Origin of the sequence: Flavobacterium panacagri, from assembly GCF_030378165.1 — a bacterium.
Lineage (GTDB): Bacteria > Bacteroidota > Bacteroidia > Flavobacteriales > Flavobacteriaceae > Flavobacterium > Flavobacterium panacagri.
In genome coordinates this window covers 3863991-3887085 of sequence record NZ_CP119766.1, presented here as the reverse complement: position 1 = coordinate 3887085, position 23095 = coordinate 3863991, and the positions used below count along the sequence as shown (strand labels likewise).

17 protein-coding genes are annotated in these 23095 nt (G+C 33.3%); all 17 read left to right on the top strand.

Annotation, left to right across the window (positions count from 1 at the left end; translation table 11 throughout):
• Positions 1–92: 92 nt before the first annotated feature.
• The 17 genes from P2W65_RS17035 (at position 93) to P2W65_RS16955 (ending at position 23094) form a co-directional block, all read left to right on the top strand.
• Positions 93–662, top strand: a complete 570-nt coding sequence (locus P2W65_RS17035; protein WP_289659412.1) for a Pvc16 family protein — start codon at positions 93–95, stop codon at positions 660–662.
• Entirely contained in the window at positions 659–1489 is an 831-nt protein-coding gene (locus tag P2W65_RS17030; RefSeq protein ID WP_289659410.1) for a hypothetical protein, read from the top strand. The genes P2W65_RS17035 and P2W65_RS17030 overlap by 4 nt, the downstream gene beginning before the upstream one ends.
• A 36-nt stretch (positions 1490–1525) precedes the next feature.
• Positions 1526–3103, top strand: coding sequence for a phage tail sheath family protein (locus tag P2W65_RS17025; RefSeq protein ID WP_289659408.1), 1578 nt, complete (start codon positions 1526–1528; stop codon positions 3101–3103).
• Between the two features lie 49 nt (positions 3104–3152).
• Positions 3153–3623 carry a phage tail protein gene (locus P2W65_RS17020; RefSeq protein ID WP_289659406.1) on the top strand — a complete coding sequence of 157 codons (471 nt, stop codon included), beginning with the start codon at positions 3153–3155 and terminating at the stop codon, positions 3621–3623.
• Entirely contained in the window at positions 3610–4080 is a 471-nt protein-coding gene (locus P2W65_RS17015; protein WP_289659404.1) for a phage tail protein, read from the top strand. Before P2W65_RS17020 ends, P2W65_RS17015 begins: the two co-directional genes overlap by 14 nt.
• Before the next feature lie 6 nt (positions 4081–4086).
• A complete protein-coding gene (locus tag P2W65_RS17010; RefSeq protein ID WP_289659402.1) occupies positions 4087–4257 on the top strand; it encodes a DUF5908 family protein in 171 nt (56 codons plus the stop codon).
• Positions 4258–4460: 203 nt separating this feature from the next.
• Entirely contained in the window at positions 4461–5138 is a 678-nt protein-coding gene (locus tag P2W65_RS17005) for a CIS tube protein (protein ID WP_289659400.1), read from the top strand.
• Positions 5135–6934, top strand: coding sequence for a type VI secretion system tip protein VgrG (gene vgrG, locus P2W65_RS17000; RefSeq protein WP_289659398.1), 1800 nt, complete (start codon positions 5135–5137; stop codon positions 6932–6934). Before P2W65_RS17005 ends, vgrG begins: the two co-directional genes overlap by 4 nt.
• 78 nt (positions 6935–7012) lie before the next feature.
• Positions 7013–7312 (top strand): PAAR domain-containing protein, encoded by a 300-nt coding sequence (locus P2W65_RS16995; RefSeq protein WP_289659396.1) that lies wholly within the window; start codon positions 7013–7015, stop codon positions 7310–7312.
• A complete protein-coding gene (locus P2W65_RS16990; RefSeq protein WP_289659395.1) occupies positions 7305–7739 on the top strand; it encodes a GPW/gp25 family protein in 435 nt (144 codons plus the stop codon). Before P2W65_RS16995 ends, P2W65_RS16990 begins: the two co-directional genes overlap by 8 nt.
• Positions 7736–11458, top strand: a complete 3723-nt coding sequence (locus P2W65_RS16985; RefSeq protein WP_289659393.1) for a baseplate J/gp47 family protein — start codon at positions 7736–7738, stop codon at positions 11456–11458. The genes P2W65_RS16990 and P2W65_RS16985 overlap by 4 nt, the downstream gene beginning before the upstream one ends.
• On the top strand, positions 11459–14203 hold the full coding sequence (locus P2W65_RS16980; RefSeq protein ID WP_289659391.1) for a baseplate wedge protein: 2745 nt from the start codon (positions 11459–11461) through the stop codon (positions 14201–14203). It abuts the gene before it with no gap.
• On the top strand, positions 14187–17882 hold the full coding sequence (locus P2W65_RS16975) for a contractile injection system tape measure protein (RefSeq protein WP_289659389.1): 3696 nt from the start codon (positions 14187–14189) through the stop codon (positions 17880–17882). Before P2W65_RS16980 ends, P2W65_RS16975 begins: the two co-directional genes overlap by 17 nt.
• A 64-nt stretch (positions 17883–17946) precedes the next feature.
• The gene (locus P2W65_RS16970; protein ID WP_289659387.1) at positions 17947–19896 is read left to right on the top strand and encodes a hypothetical protein; all 1950 of its coding nucleotides are present in this window, start codon (positions 17947–17949) and stop codon (positions 19894–19896) included.
• A gap of 12 nt (positions 19897–19908) precedes the next feature.
• Positions 19909–20748 carry a hypothetical protein gene (locus P2W65_RS16965; RefSeq protein WP_289659385.1) on the top strand — a complete coding sequence of 280 codons (840 nt, stop codon included), beginning with the start codon at positions 19909–19911 and terminating at the stop codon, positions 20746–20748.
• Between the two features lie 65 nt (positions 20749–20813).
• The gene (locus P2W65_RS16960; RefSeq protein WP_289659383.1) at positions 20814–21737 is read left to right on the top strand and encodes a hypothetical protein; all 924 of its coding nucleotides are present in this window, start codon (positions 20814–20816) and stop codon (positions 21735–21737) included.
• Complete coding sequence (locus tag P2W65_RS16955) at positions 21727–23094, top strand: ATP-binding protein (protein ID WP_289659381.1); 1368 nt, start codon at positions 21727–21729, stop codon at positions 23092–23094. Before P2W65_RS16960 ends, P2W65_RS16955 begins: the two co-directional genes overlap by 11 nt.
• Position 23095 lies beyond the last annotated feature (1 nt).

The following is a 23095-nucleotide window of genomic DNA, read 5'->3' as shown; positions in this document are numbered from 1 at the left end:
TTTCGTACAAAACTAATTCTCAGTTACTTTTACAATTAGTAATAGCTAATTCACTAGTGGTCATACTTAAATTAATTTAAGAGTTAGATACAATGATAAATCAGGCACTTCAATTTACGAATAAATTATTAGGACAGTTTTTGAAACACCGTTTTAGCTTAACGGAAGAAAAAACTTCTTTGAATTATCTCATTGAACCCAATAGTGCGCTGCCAAAATCAAATCAGAACAAAGTCGTATTATCTCTTATCAATATTGAAAAAGAAACCAATCAGCCTTTTTACATCAGAAATCAAAAATTAGAGAATGGGAATTATTCTAATTTCAATCCAACAGAAAAATACAATATAGATTTACTCATTAGCAGCAATTTTGAAGATTACATAGAATCTTTAAAATTTCTGGATGCCGTAATTCTTTTCTTTCAAATTAATAATTACATTGATGCTTCTTCCTCCTCTTCTATTCCAGAGGGTTTGACGAGATTAGAATTTGAATACGAAAAGATCTCTTACCATCAGATGCATAGTTTGTGGACAGCAATGGGGGCAAAATATCAGCCTTCTATTATTTACAAAATGAAACTAATAAAAGTTCAAGCACACGAAATTATGGAAATCATTCCGTCTGTAAAAAATACCAGTAATAATATTGTCAAATGATACAGAGTAATTATATAAAAGTTTTTCGTACTGCTGCATATCATACTTTTTTTGATAATGGAAGATGCAATTGTCTTCATTTTGCTCCAAATCATAAAACTGATAGAACATTGAAAAAATTTGGGTTTAAAATCAACCCTATTTCAAATGGGTTTGATTTATATTCCAATACAAAATCATCACTCTCAGATTTATTAGATTATATCTTTAAAACGACGCAGCAAAATTATTTTGAATTTGATATTAGATGCAGTAATCCTTATTTTATACTTTTTAGCAATTTGCCTATCAATTGGATTGGAATCATTACTTATTCGACCCAGGATTCAAAAAACCTCAATACTGATGGTAAAATAGTACTGAATCAAACCTTGCAGAGTAAAGCTGCATCAAATTATTTTGGTCATTTAAAGATTTATTTTGATGATATTTTAAAAGATCGAAATACTGCCGATACTATATTCTTTGAAATAAACTTTACCGCAAGAGCCACACAATGGCAATATTATTTTATCAATAGAAATGCTGTACCCTTGGATAATCTTTCGATTACTCAAAAAGAAAACATACAGTTCGATGGACCACAAAAAGTAACTATTCAAACTGGAGAATCGGCATTATTATTTACTTCAAACAAAACTTATATCACACTTAGTGAAAAACCTAAATATAAATTTGATTTAATAAGCATTTCAGCATCAAATCAAGACAATACCAGAGCCAAAGTAATTATAAAAGGGCTACCCAGCCCAGATGTTTCACGAATAGGAATAATCGAGAATAACGACCAAAATAAAGTTGCGTCGCCAATGTATATCTATTTATAAAAAACTAAAATCAATGAACACTAAAAACTAAAATCAATGAATTTATCTACCATTCAAACTCCTGGTGTTTACATTCAAGAATTAAATGCTTTTCCCAATTCTGTTGTTGGAGTTGCTACAGCAATACCAGCATTTATAGGGTACACACCACAAGCCGCATACGAAGGAAAATCGTATACGAATGTGCCAGTAAAAATCACATCTTTTGCTGATTTTCAGGCTTTCTTCTGTTTACCGGATCCACCTGCACCAGCAAGTCCGTCTAAACAATATAATCCTGAATACTATCTGGTAGCCGAAAAAAGTCAGCCTCAAAAGGGAGATTACATGCTGATTGCCGGAACTTATTATTCAATAGTTCCAGATCCTAATACGGTTTATTATTTATATAATAACGTAAGGCTTTTTTATGAAAATGGCGGTGGAGATGCCTATATTGTTTCTGTCGGAAGTTATGGTCCTCAGTCACAAAAGCCGGGAACACCTGGCGTTCCAGTGGTAAATCCAAATGTACAGCTCAATGATTTGACTAAAGGTCTTTCGTTATTGCTAAATGAACAAGAACCAACAATGTACATTTGTCCAGAAGCCACTTTATTAAGTGTAGAAAACAACGGAACTCTTATGCAGTCAATGCTTCTTCAGGCTACACAAATGCAGACAGCAATGTGCTTGTTTGACATTATTGGCGGTGATGCTCCCGATCCTATTTTGTATACAGAGGACATTACAAACTTCAGAATGAACACAGGCTCTGTTGGGTTAAACTACGGAATGGCTTATTATCCTTTTATAGGAACTACAATAATGCAAACTTCTGATATTGATTACACTAATTTATTTGGCGGAGATCTAAAACAGCTAGAAGCCATCCTTAATCCTCCAAGTTCTCCTAACCCAGCCGTTGCCACGATTATAGCAAACATTCAAAGTCCATCAAGTACTTTAACTGTTACACAAAATCACAACGCACTACTTATTGCGAGCCAGACTTACTCTCTAATGATCAAGCATATTGTTGCCGATGCTAATATTCTTCCTCCAAGCGGCGCTATGGCTGGAGTTATTACGACCGTAGACAATGCTGTTGGTCCGTGGGAAGCACCTGCAAACACTTCTATTGTAGGAGCAGCATCGTTACCGATTTCTCTTTCAGAAAGCCAGCAGGCCAATTTAAACGTTGATGCTGTTTCTGGGAAATCAATTAATGCGATTAGAACTTTTAACGGTTTAGGCATATTAATCTGGGGATCAAGAACACTTGATGGAAATAGTCAGGACTGGAGATATATCCCAGTGAGAAGAACAATGATATTCTTAGAACAGTCTTGTAAACTTGCAGCTCAGGCCTATGTTTTCCAGCCTAATGATAAAAACACTTGGGAAGCTGTAATCTCTATGATCAGTAGTTTTCTTAGTTCTATTTGGAAACAAGGAGGTTTGCAAGGAGCAAGTGCTTCAGAAGCTTTTTCTGTAGCCTGCGGATTGGGTTCGACAATGACTGCAGATGATCTTTTAAACGGTCACATGAATGTAACGGTAAAAGTTGCTGTTGTTCATCCTGCCGAATTTATCGTTCTGACATTTCAACAGCAAATGGCAACTTCTAGTTAATCAAATAAATACTCTCAATTAAGCAAATTTTAATTTAAAATAAAATAATATGGCAACAGATGACGGAAGCGTACAAGGCGCAACATGGCCCATGCCAAAGTTTAGATTCGAAGTAGATCTTGGAACAGAATTAACAAAAGTAGCTTTTCAGGAAGTTACTGGAATGGATGTTGAAAATCAAATTATAGAATACCGCAAAAGTAACAGTCCGCTTTTTTCTGTAGAAAAAATGCCTGGCATTACTAAATACGGAAATGTCACGATGAAGCGCGGCATCTTTGTAAATGACAATACTTTTTGGGATTGGCATCAGCAAGTCGTAATGAATACGATTAAAAGAAGAACCGTTCTAATAAAATTATTAGATGAAAAAGGCGACGTAACTATGCAATGGACTTTAAATAATGCCTGGCCAACCAAAATTACCAGCACGGATTTAAAATCTGATGGCAATGAAGTTGCTGTAGACACTATAGAAATCGCACACGAACAACTAATCATTAAAAATGGCGGTAAGTAACGATTATCCTGTCAGCTTTTATTTTACACTTTCATTTGCAGGTGTAGATGCGGCTTTCAAAGAGGTATCAGGAATTTCTAAAGAATTAAGTGTAGAAGAAATTGTTTGCGGGGGTGAAAATAGATTTAAATATCGCCTCCCAACCATTTCTAACAGTCAGAACTTAGTGCTTAAAAGAGCAATGGTACCCGCAGGATCTCAGTTGATCAATTGGTGTGCCAACTGCATCGACCAAGGATTATCAAACCCTATACAACCTAAAAATGTAATTTTAAAACTCCTCAATGCCTCTGGTGTAGTTTGTATGCAATGGGCTTTTAATAACGCCTATCCCGTAAAGTATTCGGTTTCCGACTTAAATTCTCAGGAAAGCAATATTGCGATAGAATCTATTGAGCTCGCTTACACCTATTTTGACATTTCTAAAGATACCAAATTTGATAAACTTTTTATGTAAATCATTATGCCAATCGAAATAAGAGAACTTGTTATCAAAACAGAAATCGTAACCTCAAATGCAAAAAATTCGGCTCTGACCAAAGAAAGAGAACTATCGATTTTGAGAAAACAGCTGCTGGAAGAATGTAAAAGATTAATCGCAGAAAAAAATCAGGAGAATAGTTATAAACGTTGAAGCCACAGATTAAAAAAATCATTGTCTCACTCAAATTAAATCAGATTAAGCTTTAAAGTAGTCACAATAAATCTGTTTAAATCTATTTTAAAAACTGCGTGAAATAATGCTAACCACAAATTAAAATGATTTAAAAAATCTGCGTGAGAAAATATTCCACTGACAAACTTAACAGGCTTTAAAAAACTTAAAATAATAAAACAATGGCAAGTTTAGAATTAATGAAAATTACGGGATATACAGACGAAGAATTTCAAAATAAATTCTCTGGAAATCCGTATGCTTTCATGATTAATCCTGATAATATCAAAATACAAAAAAGTATTGAATACAACGAACAGCAAGCTCCTGCAACAAGTTCAGCCTCACAAAAGTATAAAAGCACGCCGAGCGATAAATTAAGTTTTGAAATGGTAATAGACTGTACGGGAATCATAGATGCCAAACGTATTGATATGGCCAAAGAAATAACTGCCTTAGAAACGATTATTTACACTTATAACGGTAAAATACACCGTCCCAATTTTGTAAAAGTGCAATGGGGACAGAACATCACATTTAACGGAGTTCTTGATTCAATAGATATCTCTTACACTTTGTTTAAACCAGACGGAAGTCCGCTAAGAGCCAAGATATCTTTGTCTTTCAGCCGATACATTTCTCCCAAAACAGTAACCAGAACAGATGCTCCAGAATCTCCAGACCTTACTCACATTGTATCGGTTTCTGAAGGAATGTCTTTACCTCAGCTATGCCAGAAAGTATGGAATGATGACTCATTTTATATACAAGTTGCAGAACATAATAAACTCAACAAATTCAGAAACCTTAATGGTATCGACAAACTAATATTTCCACCTATAATCCCTTCTAATTTATGAGCGCATCAACTGAAATAAAAAGTGGCGGAATCGCAACATTTGCAGTAAAAGTTAATGGAACTGCAATTGCCGATGAGCTAAGCGTGCTGTCTATTCATATTGAAAAGAAAGTAAATCGAATTGCATCTGCAAAAATTACAATTCTAGACGGAGAAGCCAACACAGGTAAGTTTGATGCCAGCTCCTCTTCTGTTTTTGTTCCTGGCGCATCAGTTAGCATTGAAGCAGGATATGACAATAATAATACTGTTCTTTTTTCGGGTTTAATCATGAGCCAGACTATTCGTATTGATAATTTGGTAGGTTCAGCTTTAGAAATTGAATGTCGAGATAATGCAATACAAATGATTGTGGGACGCAAAAGCCTTACCTTTTCTAAACAAAAAGACAGCGATATCATATCGTCTATAATAGGAACCTATTCAGGCTTAAGCGCAGATGTGACCTCAACAAGCACAACTTGGCCAGAGCAAGTACAATATTATACAACCGATTGGGATTATATACTGGCTCTTGCCGAAGCAAACGGATTAATCATAACAACTTTAAACGGGAAAATCTCTGTATTTCCTCCTGACAAAAATACGACTTCAATACTTACAGTAACGTATGGTGATAATCTTCTTGAGTTTAATGCCAAATTAAATGCTCTTACACAATTAGGAAACGTTGCGGCAAACAGCTGGGATTTTAAAACTCAAAGTGTTGTAAGTGGTAACGCTGCACCAAATGTTTCTGGAACTGGAAATTTAACTACAAAAAAACTATCTGAAGTGATCGGGCTTCCTACTTATCAATTACAGACTTCTGCTCCTTTAGAAACTGCCGATTTAACCAATTGGTCAAAAGCACAAATCATCAAAAGTGAATATTCTAAAATAATGGGAGAAGCCAAATTTCAAGGTACAAATTTAGTTGATCCTGGAAAATATATGACTTTTGCTGGTCTTGGAGATCGCTTTAATGGCGATTATATAATTGGCGGAGTTGTGCACGATTTGTCGCAGGGAAATTGGATTTCTGAAGTTACTCTTGGACTTTCTCCATTTTGGTTTACTGAAGAACCAGATGTTGTTGCACCACCCGCTTCTGGTCTAGTACCTGGAGCAAAAGGGCTCTTTAACGCAACGGTAAAAAAGATGTATGAAGATCCAGATTCTCAATACCGAATTTTAGTTGATGTTCCGCTATTAGATCCAAATGGTCAGGGAATCTGGGCAAGGCTGACTAATTTTTATTCAACAAACGGAGCTGGAGCTTTTTTTATGCCCGAAGTTGGAGACGAAGTCATCTTGGGTTTCATAAACGAAGATCCTCGCTATCCTATCATACTTGGAAGTATTTATAGCAGTACAAATATAAAACCCTTTACTGGTCTTGATCCAAATCAGAAGAATTCTGTAAAGGCTATTGTTTCTAAATCAGGAATCTCAGTAAAATTTGATGACGAAAACAAAATATGGACTGTTGCAACACCCAATAAAAATACCATCATAATTAGCGATAAAGACAAAAAAATTACGATTCAGGATGAGAACGAAAACAGCATTGTAATGTCAAGCAGCGGTATTGATTTATCAAGTCAGAAAAACATCAATATCACGGCTAATCAAAAAGTAAGCATTAAAGGAAATCAAGGCGTTGACATACAGTCAAGTGGCGGAGACATTTCATTAAAAGGCCTCAACATTAAAGAAAATGCAGACATGCAATATAGCGCTCAAGGCGGACAAACGGCACAAGTCTCCGGCGGAATGCAATTAACACTTAAAGGCGCAATGGTAATGATTAATTAATGGCTTGTTACGATGCAAGAAATGACACTCTTTATTGAACAAAAAACGAAAAAATAATTAACCTTAAACAGAAAAATTATGCCACCAGCAGCAAGACTTACAGACTTTCATCAATGTCCAATGGTTACTCCTGGTCTGCCACCAATACCTCATGTAGGCGGACCAATAATTGGCCCAGGAGCTCCAACTGTTTTAATAGCAGGATTACCAGCTGCCAGAGTTGGCGACATGCTGGTTTGTGTAGGCCCACCAGATTCTATTATAAAAGGATCGGCAACGGTTATGATTTGTGGTATGCCTGCCGCAAGAATTGGAGATTCAACTGCGCATGGTGGATCAATTGTTCTAGGAGCATTTAATGTCATGATCGGTGGATAATGTCGTACATAATGAAACCGCTTTTTTAGGTTCAGGATGGGCCTTTCCTGTTTCCTTCTCTGCCGATAATCATCAGTTAAATTTATCTGCAAATGAAACAAACATTAATGAATCTATTAATATCATTCTAAACACCCGTAAAGGCGAACGTACTCTAGAAGCTAATTTTGGTTCTGGAATTCAACAATTTATGTTTAGAAAAATTGACAGTGCACTTAAAGGCGAAATTGTAGAAACGATCAAGTTTGCCTTACTGCGTTACGAACCCAGAATATTGGTGCAAGACGTTAAAGTCACATCTACTGATACTCTTAACGGGAAAATAGAAATACTGATTACTTATGTTTATTCGCAAACCAATACAAGACACAATTATGTATTCCCATTTTATTTAAAAGAAGGAACAAACTTAGACAAGAAAAAATGATTCTAATAGATCAAAATAGCGCCATAAATTCTCTTAACGAAGCACTCATTCCAAGTCCGTATTTAATAGACAGTAGAACAGAGCAAGACTGGCTGTACTTTTTGACAGAATTTAGCAAATTGATCAATTTTTATAATGATAACAATATTATCGAAGGAAACTGGAATCCGTTTTTACTAAAAGATCCTGTTTTTCTGATGGCATCCATTTCAAAAACAAACTACAAAAAACTATATGCCGACTATAAAAACAGCTGTACAGAAATTCAACGATTAGTAAAAAAAGAAAACGGTGGAAATCCACATTCTAATGCTCTAAACAATCTGTTTGATCATATTACCGCAGTTTATAATATTATAGAACGCTGGACACATTATATGCTAAAGAATAGCGAAATTTACGATCTCAAAACCTATGTTTTACAGGAAGTAAAAACAAGATTAAGCATCGACTTTTGGGCTATTCAATCTTTTAGAGAGTATTTGTACCAATTGTCTCTGAACGATGTTTTTGTTGTTCCCGAGCCACTTCAAAAATTTAAATCTTTTGACAAAAACATCTGGTACACCAATAAAGACAGATTGCCTTTCTGGCAAGTTTTCGGTTTCGAAACAGAATATTCCATTTCACAGGAAACATCATCAATGACCTCTTTTAGTTTGGAGATTCTAACAAAAATTGGAGACAAATTATTTCAGTTTTTAGAAACAATCATTCATCATGCAGCAAAAGAATTTCAAAAGTTGGACCTGAAAAAAGGACAATTTCCAGATACTGTACTTTTACGTTCTTTTATAAATCTTTTAAAAGTTCAACAAAATCAACTGAATGGGCTTTCAGAGAAACATCTTGATTTTTATTATAAAGATATTCTAAAACAAACTAAATTACCCGCCATTGCAGATCATACTTTTTTGTGCGCGACGCTTACAAAACTAACATCTCTTTATACTTTACCAGCAGGAACATTATTTAATGCAGGAGTTGATCTACAAAAGAATCCAATTTTATTCGCTTCACAAAAAAATGTAAACCTGAACCCTGCTTCAATTGCAAGTGTACACAAGCTTTCTTATCAGGGTACAAACAATGCTTCTTACAATTTACAAACAATTGTAAAACCCACTGAAATTCAATTGGACCAGGAAAATAAGGCAATCAGCTGGGAAACATTTGGATCAGGCGATGCCACTCTAAATCCTTCTTTAATCGGAATTGCGTTTGCCTCTCCCATGCTATTATTACGTGAAGGAGAAAGAACAATAACTCTTACATTGGAATTTGATTATCAGATCGATTTAAAAATTCTGCAAGAAGCCCGCTATTTTTTGAGCACACAAAAAGAATGGCTAAAATTAGATTTACGTCCTAGTAATTTTACGTCAGATACTGAAAAACAAAATACTGTTTTTACAATCCAAATAAATCTTGATCCAACTGCTGCTGCGATCGAACCTTTTTTAGTTAATCCAGACGGGGTAAAAAGTGACTGGCCGATGATGAAGATTTTATTTGAAAATGTTCCTAATCCACAGAAACCACCTAAAATTGCTTCCATAACAATCGCTTTAAAAGTAACAGGAGTTAAAACCTTTCAATTGTATAATGATTTTGGAGAATTAAGCGCTAAGAATCCTTATACTCCGTTTGGTCCAATTCCGCTTGTAAATGCCAATTTTATTATTGGAAACAATGAAATTTTGAGTAAACCTCTTGACAGCTTTATTGTAGAAATAGATTGGGATAAAAGACCTGCTGATTTCGAAATCTATTACCAACAATACAATGATTATCTAAATCCACCAAAAAAAGAAGCTACTCCAAGCCTATTTAACGCTTATAATCTTTTTCAGCCAAAAGAGCAAAATATTGCATTTCCAAGCGAATTTACAAATACCAGTTTTACAGTTGATTTTAATATTATGCAAAACAAATCATGGCAAGGCCTTAAAATGACAAAAATTAAGAGCAGTGACATTGATAAAATTTTCATTCCAGTTAATGAAATTCCACAACCAGTATATTTATTTGCTTCTTTAGTTGGTACCCCAAATAATAATATGCTCAGTACATCTAGTAGCTATTATATCTATTCTAAACCAGTTTCAAATTCAAATCTAGTACAAAATGATGTCAAGCCATGGCAGCCCGATCCAAATATTCAAAAAGAGTCTTTAAAATTTACAGAAGAAAGTTCATCTGGATTTATAAAAATGACTTTATCTAGTCCAGAATACGGTTTTGGTTCAGAATTGTACGCAAATGTTGTCGCTAGTATTGCTTTGCAAAATGGCAATAAACTTGCAATGGCAAAAGATAAAGAAGTAACAGATTTTATTGCTGCTCCCAATATTCCATTTACCCCAAAAATAAAAACTTTTTCTGCTATTTATAAAGCCAGCGTAACTTACAAGCTTGATGGTACAGCTGGTGATTATCCGCTGCAATATTTTATTTATGCACCATTTTTAAATTATAGTGCATTTGACAGTGCTACAGCAGATAAAAGTGATACAAGTGCGTTCACTACAGAAATTATCGGAAACTCCGAAAGCGGTGTTGTACAAGGTTTTCCTCTTTATCCGTCTTTCTCTCATAATGGGGCATTATTTATAGAACTGGATAACTTGATATGCGACAGTACTTTAAATTTTTATTTTGAGTTAGCGAGAAATTCAACTTCCCTTACCAATCATAACCGCATTATGTATTATTATTTGAACGATTCAGGCTGGAAAAACATACAGCCTTTATCAGATCATACCAGTCAGTTTAGAACTTCAGGAATTGTAGAAATTCCGATTCCACCAGATTGCAATAACAACAATACCATAATGCCTGGAACTAAAAACTGGATTTCTATTGCAGCAATTGGCAACCTTGAATCATTTTCTAATACCATTTTTATGCAAACCAATGGATTTAGCGTGCAAAGAACTGGAACTAGCTTTTTAAATGATAGACAGAATCCTCACATAGATGCCAATGTTATTACAAAACCTGAAATCAAAATTCCAGAAATAGGTACCATTATACAGCCTTTTGCTTCTTTTGGAGGAAAAGCCGCCGAGAACAAAACTGACCGAAATAAAAGAGTTAGCAATAGTATCAAAACCAAAAATAGAGCTAGTACTGCAGCTGATTTTTATACTCTGATTGCCGAGAAATTTGATACAGTCTATTATTCTAAAGTAGTTACTAAAAAAAGTGACAACAGTACAAATGTTTACTTGGTCAAAAAAATAGCCTCAGCTAATTATTCAAACGCATTTATTCCATTGGTAACAAACTCTCTTGAAATTCAGGTAAAAAATTTTTTGAGTGCCAATTCTTCTCCATTTATAAACCTGAAAATCTCCAACTTTAATCTGGAATATGTCTGCGTTAACATTACGATCCAAGTCGATCAAAACTATCAGATGGCAGCAATTACAAAAAAAGTAAATCTAGCATTAAAAGAATATTTATCACCTTGGATTGCAAATTGCCCTCCTCAAATAGAAATTGGAAAACCGCTGATTGATGCTAATGTGAGTACATTTATTCAAAATATTGAAGGTGTTTTTAATGTCGAAAAAGTATCTTTTTCAAGTTATTACATTAATGCTGTTACAGGACTGCAAGTCAATTCAAAAAGCGATAAAAAAACATTAATGCCTTACGGTCCAACAACACTTTTAGTTTCTGCACCAAACCATACTATTTCATATCAGATATAAATGGATAAAATCAGTCACATATCAAAGACTCAGCTTCCTCCATATCAGGATTTTAATTTCCTGAAGGAGCAAGCGATTGATTATATCCAAAGTCATATTGGAAATGAGTGGACAAACTTTAATCCAAGCGATCCTGGAATGACAATTCTGGATCAGGTTTGTTATGCTCTTACCGAACTAGGTTATTGCACAGATTTTTCTATTCCCGATATTTTAACTGATTCTAGTGGAAAAATGGAAATGGAAAATCAGTTTTATTTACCGTATAAAATACTAACAACCTCTCCTTACACCATTAATGATTATAAAAAATATATCATTGATGGCATCGAAGATGTTTACAACGCCGAAATAACTGCTTACAGCAATAATAGTCTGCCTTTTAGTAGAGTTTATCAAGTTTACCTGTATATAAATCCTGAGATTACAGGTTCCTTTGAATGTGATACTATCTGCAAGTCGGCATTTTATTATCTCAATCAGAGCCGTAATATTGGAGAACTTTTTAATATGCCAATTGTACTTCAGCCTCAAAACTGTTGGATCGGCGGTAAAATAGAACTTCAAAAAGAAGTTGATGAACATTCCGTTTTATTAGAACTTCAAAATAAAATTCGCAGTTATGTATTTCCAAAAATAGATCAGGTTAGTTTCGCTGTTTTAAAAGAAAACGGATGCGAAACTGCCGAAATATATGATGGACCTTATCTTAAAAATGGCTGGATTTTAAACGACTCATTATTCGATAAAAAAAATAACATAAAAGCTATTGATTTAATTCCAATAATAGAATCTGTCACGGGAATTGTTTCGGTTTCTGGGCTACAGCTTTATCAAAATAGAAATACTGTTTCTGTACTGCAATCAACTGTCTGTCAAATTTTATCTATAGATGTTTTGGCTTCTTATAAAGAAAAAAAACTGACATTAAGTTGTAACGGAAAAGATATGTCATTTGATGCCTTTGGTCCTTTGAAGATTAATAGTACGAAATATCAGGAAATAGTAACAAGTTTAAATAACAAACCGAACATAAAACTGCCAAAAAGCAGTTTTAGAGATATCAATAATTATTATTCTATTCAAAATACATTTCCACAGCAATATGGCATTGGAGATGATAAAATTGAAGACAATTCTGCACCAATTCAAGTAGCGCAATCTCGTCAGTTAAAAGGATATTTAACTTTGTTTGATCAGGTTCTTGCAAATCAGTTTTCACAATTGGCGAATGTTTCAAAGTTATTCTCTTTTACTAATTCAGATTATGGAGCACCTTCAGACAACGATACTTTTTATGCGTTAAAAGATAAATTTGAACAAAAACATTTAGAATATCCGGTTCCCTACAAAATGTTTTCTCCAAGTTATTTTTATCAGTCTTTATATAATATCCCACATATCAGACCTCTATTAAAAAACAATAGTGTTTTTGAATATAGTTTTGGCGAAGAAACAAAAAAGGAACTGAAGGAAAAAAGCTGGCTTGAATATCAGCAAGATCCTTATAATGCATATATTTTTGGAATGATGAAAATCATGCAAGAAGAGGATGTAAACCTTAAAAGACGTAACAAAATACTGGATCATTTACTTGCCAGACACGGCGAATCTCCTATAGTTATTGATAGCATCATTAGTAATACAATCTATACTGGAGACAAGAAAAAAGATCAGATTATTACAAAAAGTCTGTATTTGCAAAACCTTGATTTATTGTCTTATAATCGATTTAAAGGATACAATTTTCTTAATGCTTCGAAAATAATTCACAATAATAATCAAAGTCAGGATGGTGGTTTGTTCAACATCAAAACCAAACATTATGATTATATAAATGAAAATACTACCGATTTTACATTTAAATCAAATGAGCACAATAAAAAGGAAAAACTGAGTAAAACTGATTTCAATAATTTTTCTGGTTTTGAACTAAAACTGAATTTACTATTTGGTTTAAAAAATATATACACCAATTTTATTACCTCTGAATTTGAAACTTCTCAGAATTCTATTGAAAACCAATTAAACAGCAATAAAGTTATACAAAAAGCATATTGGTTTAAGGAAAAAAGAAAAGGCTGTATTTTTCTCGAAACCTCGATTCTTTTAAGTCAGTTGAAATATAATCTTGAGATTGTACAACAAAATAGCAAAAGTTTTTACAGCATTCAAAACATCGATTTTCAATCTATAGCTAATATAAACTATGCCTTAAATTATTTGAACCAAACGGTTTTGGACAAGGAACTTCAAAATGGTTATTTAGAGTTTTCAGATAAAAAATACTCTTTTGTTTCCAGTGATTTACAAACTGAAATTAATAATGATTATATAAAAACAGTCTTATCAGATTATCTGTTTCGCATTACAGTTTCATCTGGGAATAGCGGAATTACCATTAATGATGAACTTTTTAAGAAAAATGCAATCTTAATATTTCCAGATTTTATTCCAGAATTACAAACAGCTGAGTTCAAGAGACGCTTAAAACAGTTTTTATCTGTAAGCCTTCCAATAAATATTCAATATGAATGTCTGTTTCTAAATCTTCAAGAATTAGAATTTTTAGTACCAAATTATATCGAATGGCATGAGAGTCTGCTATTTAAAAACACCCAAGATTTGTATACTAAACAAAAAGATAATTCGGAAACAACAATTTCAAATCCTGAGCAATCGGCAGTAAATTTAATCAATAGTCTAACCTCAATTTTAGAAACAAAAAATGGAAGAAATAAATAGCCATATTGTATCGAGCCTAAAATGGGAAACAACTTTTGACCAAAAAAGAGAAGGTTACAAACTTCAGGAACGCTTGAGTACCTGGAGCAGAATTTCGCTGCCTAGAGAAATCGCAAGTATTTTTAATGAATTGTGTCCACGGGAACAAAGCTGGAGAATTGAATCACTGGAACTCGATCTCGGGTCTTGTGATTATAGTGATCTAGAATTTGACCTCAGCAGAAAAATACGCAATTTATTGAGAGATAAAATTGCTGAACTAATTCTCTATCAAAACAATCAGAAAGAAAACGGAATTGCAGTTTATAACAAAGAAAAATCAATTTTGGAGAATTTGATGGTGTTTTTGTTAGACGGTTATTTACCCTGGAATTATCAAACTAAGGAAGGCTCCGTAAACCAGATTATGGCAGAATTGCTTCAAAATAATCTAACTGAAGTTATTGCCATTATTAAGGGAACTGGGATGACGCATGAGGAAGTCAGAAAAAGAATTGCATGGCAGTTTGACGAAAAAAATATAACTAAAATAATTGCAACACTTGAGCCTAATAATAGCAGTTCTATTATAGAATTCACCTCAATTATGGTTAATATTCAGGTAAAAGAAACTATTATTCAAACCAGTACTGCTAGTTTTAAAAAGAATCTATGGTTTTTTATTCTTAATTTCTTGTTATTGGAGCGCGGTACACTTTTCAATAAATTGGCTTTTATGAGAAGCAGTATTCTGCAAATGGCCAACCACTATAATATTGCTTATGCCGAACTTATTGTTCTTATTGAAAACACAGTAATAAAACTTTCAAATAAAACATCTCAGAATAACCATTTTATTGCTTGCTTAAAAATACTGACTCAGGAATATGAAAAACAAAAAAGTGAAAATTACCTGCCTGAAACTGCTATAAATTACTGGAACTTACTAGAACAATTATTTAAAAACAAAAACAGCAGAAGATTTAAATCAGATAAGGACAATCTAAATGAATTGATTGTTGCACTGAATACTGAAAATAAAACAAAATTTGATGCTCTTGTTCAGCTTATTTTTAAAGAAGAAAGTTTACTTGTTTTGCTGCTTAAAGATTTAAAAGAAGATTCAATAAAAGTACTGTTTTCTAGATTGGACACTACTCCATCGCTTCTTCAAATGGAGTCTGTAATTTATCTTAATAAACTTAGTCAAACTTTTAAGCTAAAAACTGATCGTAAGGTTTTATGGGAAATTGGAATGCTTTTTCTTATCAAAAATCAAAATGCCGATAATACAGCATTTCTTCTTTTTTGTATTAAAGAATTAGGTAAAAAAAATAACCTCAGACACGAACATTTATTAGCGATGTTTACCAATGCAAAAATTCCTTTAACAGTCAAAAACAATAATTCGGCAATTATATATACTAACCTTAATAGCATTTATTGCAGAGAAATAAACAGTAGCAATTCTAATTATCCTGCAATTCATTTTAAAAATCTTATTGTTAGACTGGAACTTGAACTGCAAAAGAACAGTATCAAAAATGTCTTTTTTATTGATTTACAAAGATCACTTACAAGAACTATTTTACTACACCCTAAAATGGCCTTTGATACAATGCTTTCGTACGGAAATAAAGAAGTTCTCAAGAAAATTCTTCCACTCATTATGAACCGCGAAATACTGCAATTATTGGTAAAAAATGCTAATTACAAAAAAACAAAGCTGGTTCAGACTATACAGCTTGTTTATGAAATTTTAAACGAAAAGGATAATTATGATTTTCCTGAAGAATTAATGACAGATAATTTGTTATTGCTTGGAATGCAGGAAATATTGTTTCATCCAGAACATAATTCCTCTTTATTTCTGGAGACTATTGTTATTGAATTATCTAAAAAAGTAACTGATACGAAACGTGATGATTATTATCAGTTTATTGTAAAACTTATTCATTCAAAAAGAATTAAATCTTTTGGAGTTACAATCAAAAAGACTTTCCTAAATCAATTAAAAAATACAAATTTTATTGATATAGCTGAATTTGCAAAGCTTGTTCAAAATACCTCACCTCAAGACCAGCAGGAATTAGCACAATTCCTGACAGCCAATTTTAATGATTCTAGATTTGTTTTACTGCGAAAACAAGACCGAAAAGAAAGTGAAAACCTATTATGTTACTTCTTGACAAATGGAGTTTCTCTGAAAAAAAACTGGATTCAGAAAACATCTAATCTCATAATAAATAACGTAAAATCGGTTTCAAAAACTAAAACTATCTGGGAATTAAATGAACTTTTCTGGAGCGCAATTTTAAAACATCCATCTTACAAAGGCAATCAAATCTTATTTGAAAAACTGCTTCAAAAAGAATTGACATCTTATTTGAAAAAGACTATTTCAAAAGAAAAAAATCGATCTCAAAACAAAATAAATGCTATTGAATCTACAAATTCAGAAATAGAATTTGCATCAATTTTTGAAGACGACCTGAATTCTTATTATACCGTTTCAAATGAATTTTCAGAATCTATAAGTGCGGAAATACTATTTGAAATTCAAAAATTAACAGAGAAAGAAAAATACAAATGGATTTTTTCAATTATGATGGAACGTCAAATTCCTTTAGGTTTTAGCTTTTCTAAATCAATTGAAATGAAAGATGTTCTAAATGCCGTTATTATAAAAGAGCCCATGATTTTTTTCCAAATTATAAAAAAGGAATTTATTCCAGAAGCTCAAATAGATTGGCTTACCCACAATGTTAGCTTTCATAATGTATGTAATGCCATAAGCCAATTAGATAGAAACAGAGAATCGTATCTAAGAATTCTGGAAAAATTTAATCATGTATTGGGAGCAATCACAATCAAAGGTCTTACCTCTAAAGAAATGCAGTATCTCTTGTTGAGAAAACTGTTAAGAGCCAACGCCAGTAACAGTTGGAAACTAATTTCCATAGATAAAATCTGGAACGAATTGATCTGGGAAGTAATAACAAAAAAAGGAATATCTAAAAAAAACTTCGTGGCAGATCTGGAAAAGTATATCTATCAATTTCCGCCCGCTTTGCAGCTTGGCCTCAAAGAAATTATAAGAACAGAAAATCAAACTGTCCCAATCTTAAAACAAACTGAAATAATATCAAAAATGAAAGAAATTAAAAGTACAGAAAAATCAAAAAACAATCTTAAGCAAGGTATAGCAATTAGAAACGCGGGAATTGTACTGCTGAACGCTTATATCCCAATGCTTTTTGAAAGATTGAAGCTTACTTCAGAAAATAAATTTGTAAGTAATGAACATCAGGTTAGAGCTGTGCAGTATCTGCAATATGTAATTACAGGAATGCAAGAGACTGAAGAGTTTTATCTGCCTTTGAACAAAGTTTTATGCGGTTTACCATTGAGCAATACAATACCTGATTTTATTGAAATAGCAGATCAGGAAAAACAATTGATAAATGGATTAATACAAGCCGTAATTTCTCATTGGCCAGCAATTGGAGATTGCTCTATTAACGGCTTTCGAGGAAACTGGCTGGTACGTGACGGAATTCTGGTAGAACTTGAAGACAAATGGGAGCTTATAGTAGACAAAAGGGCTTATGATATATTAATCAATAAATCTCCTTTTGCTTTTTCTATTATTAAATACCATTGGATAGACAAGCCTTTGCATGTGATTTGGCCCTATTAAAACACATCAAAAAAACCATTGAATATAATCTTGAAATATAAATTAATCAACTAAAAAGACTATTATGAACACTTACAATGAAAATCTGCATTCTAGTGTATTGTCATCATTAGAAAGTCAGGAAATGACCAAAAAGCAATTGAGTTCACAATTAAATACCTCAATGTTTTCTCTTTATTATGCTGAAGGAGCCGAAATTGTTGCACAAGAAAAACTGGATACAACAACAAAAATGTACAAAGAAAAACAACATATAAACAATGTTGTGGTTACGAATAAAAATATGGCTGACAACCTGTTACTATCTGCAAATCAGCAAAAAACTTATGTAACACAGGCCGTTACGAATATGGCCGTATGTGCTTCCAACATACAGATTGCTTCAAATTCGATTGTACGTTTGGCCAGCGATATTGGCAGTATTTACAGTATTGTTAATGCAGCTGATTATGGAACTCAAATTTATCAACAGACCCTTGAAGCGTATAATCTAATTAATAAAACCGCTTATACTGCCGAATTAACATCGCAATATGCGATGGAAGCAACAGCCTCTATTTCTGAAGTTGCAACCTCTACAGTAGCTGACGGCGCAAAGCTGACCAATACTTCTGTGAACAATTTACTGCAGACAGCAACTTCCGACCTAACATCTATTACTGCTATATTAACAGTAGACAACGACACAAAATCTAAGGCAAGTATCGCTACTAGAGCTGCAGAAGGTGCTATAAAATGCAGCGAAGTAGAATATGATGCTTCAAAAAAGGCATATACATTTAATAATGAACAATTTAATCAAAGCTTAGTTGTTGAAGTACCTAGCCGTTTTGATCCTTCTACAGGTATTTTCAACATTTCATTTGATGCCTATAAAAGTCCTTTTACTCCTGAAGACAAAGACGCCGCAACACTAAATACAGGATTAAGAAAACCAGTATTAAGCTATAATATCATTTTAGTAAAAGATAGTAAGAAATCTTTCTTTAATGCTTCAACAGCAGAAGATTTAGTAGGTAATTCAGGTCAGTGCAAAAGCATTCCTGCTTCACAGCTTCCAGACGCTAAAGGAAAATACAAAGAGACTCTAGCTTATAAGCAATTTAGGGATTCCGATAATGATCCTTTGGTGTTGGGAGAAAATTATGTCGCTTTTCTTTTAATCGTGTTTACGGAAAGCTACAAAAAAGAGATTAATACGTTTGATGAATATCTGTCTGCTCCTTCTGAAGTTTTCTCCTTAACCTATACTTTAAAAAATGCCACAGATATCAATATTTCAAGAGAATCTGCTTCTGAGGATCTCTCTAAAATTGCTTTTAATGTTGAGAAGGAAGAGGTATTAAAACCAAATGAAATTGACTACAGATGTTTCTTCTTGCCTTATCCTGATCATATCGCTACAAACGAGGATTTAGATACTCTTGAGTTTAAAATTGAAACTCTCGAGTTGGAAGAAGAAATTAAAACGGTTGATGCAGAAATTAAATTTTTTACTGAAAATATAGAAACTTTAAATGCATCTGCTAATCAGTCAAATACTGAAGGTGCTAAAAACGCTAAAGATTCTGATCAGGAAAAACAGAAAAATGCTAGTTTGAAAAATGCTTTGGCTGATGCAAAAGAAAAATTACGTCTTGCTAAAAATCAATTGGCAGATCTCAATGCAAAACTGAAAGAAGTTAAAGATAAATATCCTAAACCAGTTAAAAACACAAATGCTTTCTTTTTCAATTTAAACTTGGCAGAGAACATTCCTGCGGGAAACTTTACCAGCGCTAAACCACATAAAACAGGTTCTCTTCATGAGTATACCGTTCAGATTGATAATACAACAACTGATAATTTCGGAAATCCACTGATTGAGGACAAAAGCTACATCCCAGTTGTTTTGTCTTATTATAAAGGCAGTGAAAATTCTAAGACAAAATATACTAACAGTCTTTCTGATTGGCAAAATACAACGCCAATACCTTATTCTATAAAAGAAAATTTAAAATCATCAACAATTTAATACCGCAGCTATATGGAAACTATACTATCACCAGGCCCAAGATTACAGAAATACGGCATCACAGAGAAGAAAAAAGCTGAGCTAGATTTATTAAAGAATCAAGTAATTGATGCAACGGCGATTGTGCAGCAACAACAAACCATTGTAAACTCGCTGAATGAAAAAGCTACTAGATATCAAGGGTATTTGCTGGTTTCAGAGAATAACCGCTCGCATGCATTAAGCAATAAAAACTTAATTGATCAGGTTATTCAAAATGCTTATGACTTAGCATTTAATTCACGAAACGCTTTTGTCCAAACCGTATCTGCAACTCAGGACACTACAAGAGTTACCAAAAACATTAGTGACTTAATCAGTAAATTAATTTATTCTGTAGAGATCATTAATAAACTCTCTAATCTTGTTATTCGCAAAAAAGCACTTAATCCGTTAATTTCTGACGACTTAATTTCCCGCATAAATACTGCAGGTACAGATGCTAATAATGCTGTTGCGCTAACTTTAATTGCCTTAAAATCTACATTAGCGGCAGAAGCTTCTGTTCTTGAATCTGAAGCAGCGATCACTCTAGAAAGCAAACAAGCAACTAAATTGTATTTAACCTTAACAAATGAGAAATCTTTAGACACGCCACTATCAGTAAAGCCCGTTTCTGATACTTCGATCAGGGCACTACTGTATAATGCTTATAAAAATGCTCAGATTGCTTATGAGAAGGCAAATAATGCAAACGACGAAACAGGAAGACAATTGAGTATTGCCACAGCTAACTTAAACAAAGCTCAGATCAAGCTTCAATCACTTCAAGCAAGTTTAGCTGCCGCAACTGCTGCAGCTTATGCTTCATAAGATCAATTAAAATGTCCACTGTTTCAATAGGGTATCAGTGGACTTTAATCCTATTTTTTTTAGTTATGGATCAGACATCTAAGAATTTTTACAGACAGTTTTATCTGAAAACCGGAGGATTTCTTCCTACGAAACCGCTCAATAAAAGTCTTTTCCCTGGTGATTATTTCCAGATTAAAAATGGAGAAATAATACTTCTTGGAAATATTTATCGTAACGGGATTATATCTCGTCATGATACAGACATTAGCGAAATATTAGCTTTAAATGATGCAAACTGGAATTTTAGCGATGGTATTTCAAAACCTTACTCTGGGCGTTCACAGGCAAATGGTTCACTTGAAGGCAGCTTTGAATTTAGCAAACAGATATTAGCTTTTGCCAACAAAGGAAGTTTTATTTTTAAAGCCGAAGAACCTGAATCCATCAGAATCAATAACTGGAACGAAATCCAACAGCAATTAATCATAAAACTAACACAAACCTTATATTCTTTCAGAGAGCTGTATCTTGTAACAGAGAGTGCTACAGCCAAAAGCACAACACTGGCTATTGCTGGCGAAACAAATGCGGAATTGGAATTGGCCTGTGAAGCAGAAAACTTTGGTTTAACAGATATTTTTGGGCATCTTAAAACCAAGACAATTCAATCAAAAGACATTGAATATTACCACAGAGAAACCAAAAGAAAATCCGCTTATTTTAAAGCTAAAAAATTAATTGTTCAAGATGAAAAACTGTCTTATTTTATAAGTGATTTTATAGCTAAAGAAAATAATACCAGCGAATGGACAGATTCCTTCTTTGATTCGAATTTTCATAATGATATTGATTACAATACACAAATGATTATGCAAAATGTACAAGGCTTATATTTGGATATGCTGCAGTGCAATGAGTTAAATCCTAATACAGCGCTACTCTATTTTAAATGGGCTGATGCTAATCTTGATGATGTAGAAAAACTATTTGGAACTTATGGAAACTAATGCTGACATTATTGTTTTAGATAATGAAATGGATTGGCTACAAAAAGTAATCGATCAGGTTATTTGCAGTTATCTGCTTCAGGAAGGTCATGAAAACCGATGGCAGGATATTCCAGTGCCCGAACCCGATGCAGCTAACGAAAATAACGTTTATTACAAAAAAATAATTGAATGGAAATTAAATCTCTATGAACGGCTTTGTCTTGCTTTAATTTTGGCGCCTCAAATCAAACCTGAAATTCTTGATATTTTCTTTAGTAAAAATGCTATGTATGATCGAGGTTTTACTGAATTTGGCGGTGTTGTAAATAAAAATCACAGTGGTTTTTTGCCCACTGGGCAAACGCTTTCTTTTTTGATTACCGCTGTTAATCCTGAATTAAGAACTGAACTGCTGAAAATCCTGAGTACATCAAATATTCTTGCAAAAGAACAGGTTTTAGTTTTAGAAACAAGCGAATCTAATGTGCCTATTTTGAATCAGATGCTTTCGATTAATGAGCGTTGGCTACATTATTTTATAACTGGTACTCTACCAAAACTTGAGCATAGTATTTCATTTCCAGCTCAGCAAATTTCGACTAATCTAAACTGGGAAGATTTAGTTCTCGAACAACATGTGATGAATCAAGTTATGGAGATAAATGCATGGCTAAATCATGGTGAAACTCTTATGACAGAATGGGGCTTGGAGAATAAAATAAAACCTGGGTACAGAACACTTTTTTATGGCCCTCCAGGCACTGGAAAAACACTTACAGCAACTTTACTCGGAAAGAGCGCAAAAAGAGAAGTTTACAGAGTAGACCTTTCTATGGTTGTTTCTAAATATATCGGTGAAACCGAAAAGAATCTTTCTAAGATATTTGATATTGCACAACACAAAGACTGGATTCTGTTTTTTGATGAAGCCGATGCACTTTTCGGAAAAAGAACTGTTACATCATCATCAAATGATCGGCATGCAAATCAGCAGACGGGATATTTACTTCAAAGAATTGAAGATTTTCCGGGAGTTGTTATTCTAGCTTCCAATTTAAAAGAAAATATGGACGAAGCTTTCTCAAGAAGATTTCAATCAATGATTCATTTTACAATGCCAACCGCTGAAGAAAGAATTCAATTATGGGAAAAAGCATTCTCAGGAAAGTGCAAACTTAGTCCAGATATTGATATCGAAAGCATTGCCGAAAACTATGAACTTGCTGGAGGTGCTATTATTAATATTCTACGTTTTTGCGCTTTGGCTGCAATTCAGAAAAATGAAACTGTAGTTAGTCAGCAGGATTTATTGGAAGGTATCAGACGTGAGTTTAAAAAAGAGAATAAAACACTCATGGTCACTCAAACAAATTGAT

What these genes read in the sequence shown, in the direction of transcription:
- P2W65_RS17035 (WP_289659412.1), top strand. Translation starts at nt 93, where the DNA reads ATGATAAATCAGGCACTTCAATTTACGAATAAATTATTAGGACAGTTT.
- P2W65_RS17030 (WP_289659410.1), top strand. Translation starts at nt 659, where the DNA reads ATGATACAGAGTAATTATATAAAAGTTTTTCGTACTGCTGCATATCAT.
- P2W65_RS17025 (WP_289659408.1), top strand. Translation starts at nt 1,526, where the DNA reads ATGAATTTATCTACCATTCAAACTCCTGGTGTTTACATTCAAGAATTA.
- P2W65_RS17020 (WP_289659406.1), top strand. Translation starts at nt 3,153, where the DNA reads ATGGCAACAGATGACGGAAGCGTACAAGGCGCAACATGGCCCATGCCA.
- P2W65_RS17015 (WP_289659404.1), top strand. Translation starts at nt 3,610, where the DNA reads ATGGCGGTAAGTAACGATTATCCTGTCAGCTTTTATTTTACACTTTCA.
- P2W65_RS17010 (WP_289659402.1), top strand. Translation starts at nt 4,087, where the DNA reads ATGCCAATCGAAATAAGAGAACTTGTTATCAAAACAGAAATCGTAACC.
- P2W65_RS17005 (WP_289659400.1), top strand. Translation starts at nt 4,461, where the DNA reads ATGGCAAGTTTAGAATTAATGAAAATTACGGGATATACAGACGAAGAA.
- vgrG (WP_289659398.1), top strand. Translation starts at nt 5,135, where the DNA reads ATGAGCGCATCAACTGAAATAAAAAGTGGCGGAATCGCAACATTTGCA.
- P2W65_RS16995 (WP_289659396.1), top strand. Translation starts at nt 7,013, where the DNA reads ATGCCACCAGCAGCAAGACTTACAGACTTTCATCAATGTCCAATGGTT.
- P2W65_RS16985 (WP_289659393.1), top strand. Translation starts at nt 7,736, where the DNA reads ATGATTCTAATAGATCAAAATAGCGCCATAAATTCTCTTAACGAAGCA.
- P2W65_RS16980 (WP_289659391.1), top strand. Translation starts at nt 11,459, where the DNA reads ATGGATAAAATCAGTCACATATCAAAGACTCAGCTTCCTCCATATCAG.
- P2W65_RS16975 (WP_289659389.1), top strand. Translation starts at nt 14,187, where the DNA reads ATGGAAGAAATAAATAGCCATATTGTATCGAGCCTAAAATGGGAAACA.
- P2W65_RS16970 (WP_289659387.1), top strand. Translation starts at nt 17,947, where the DNA reads ATGAACACTTACAATGAAAATCTGCATTCTAGTGTATTGTCATCATTA.
- P2W65_RS16965 (WP_289659385.1), top strand. Translation starts at nt 19,909, where the DNA reads ATGGAAACTATACTATCACCAGGCCCAAGATTACAGAAATACGGCATC.
- P2W65_RS16960 (WP_289659383.1), top strand. Translation starts at nt 20,814, where the DNA reads ATGGATCAGACATCTAAGAATTTTTACAGACAGTTTTATCTGAAAACC.
- P2W65_RS16955 (WP_289659381.1), top strand. Translation starts at nt 21,727, where the DNA reads ATGGAAACTAATGCTGACATTATTGTTTTAGATAATGAAATGGATTGG.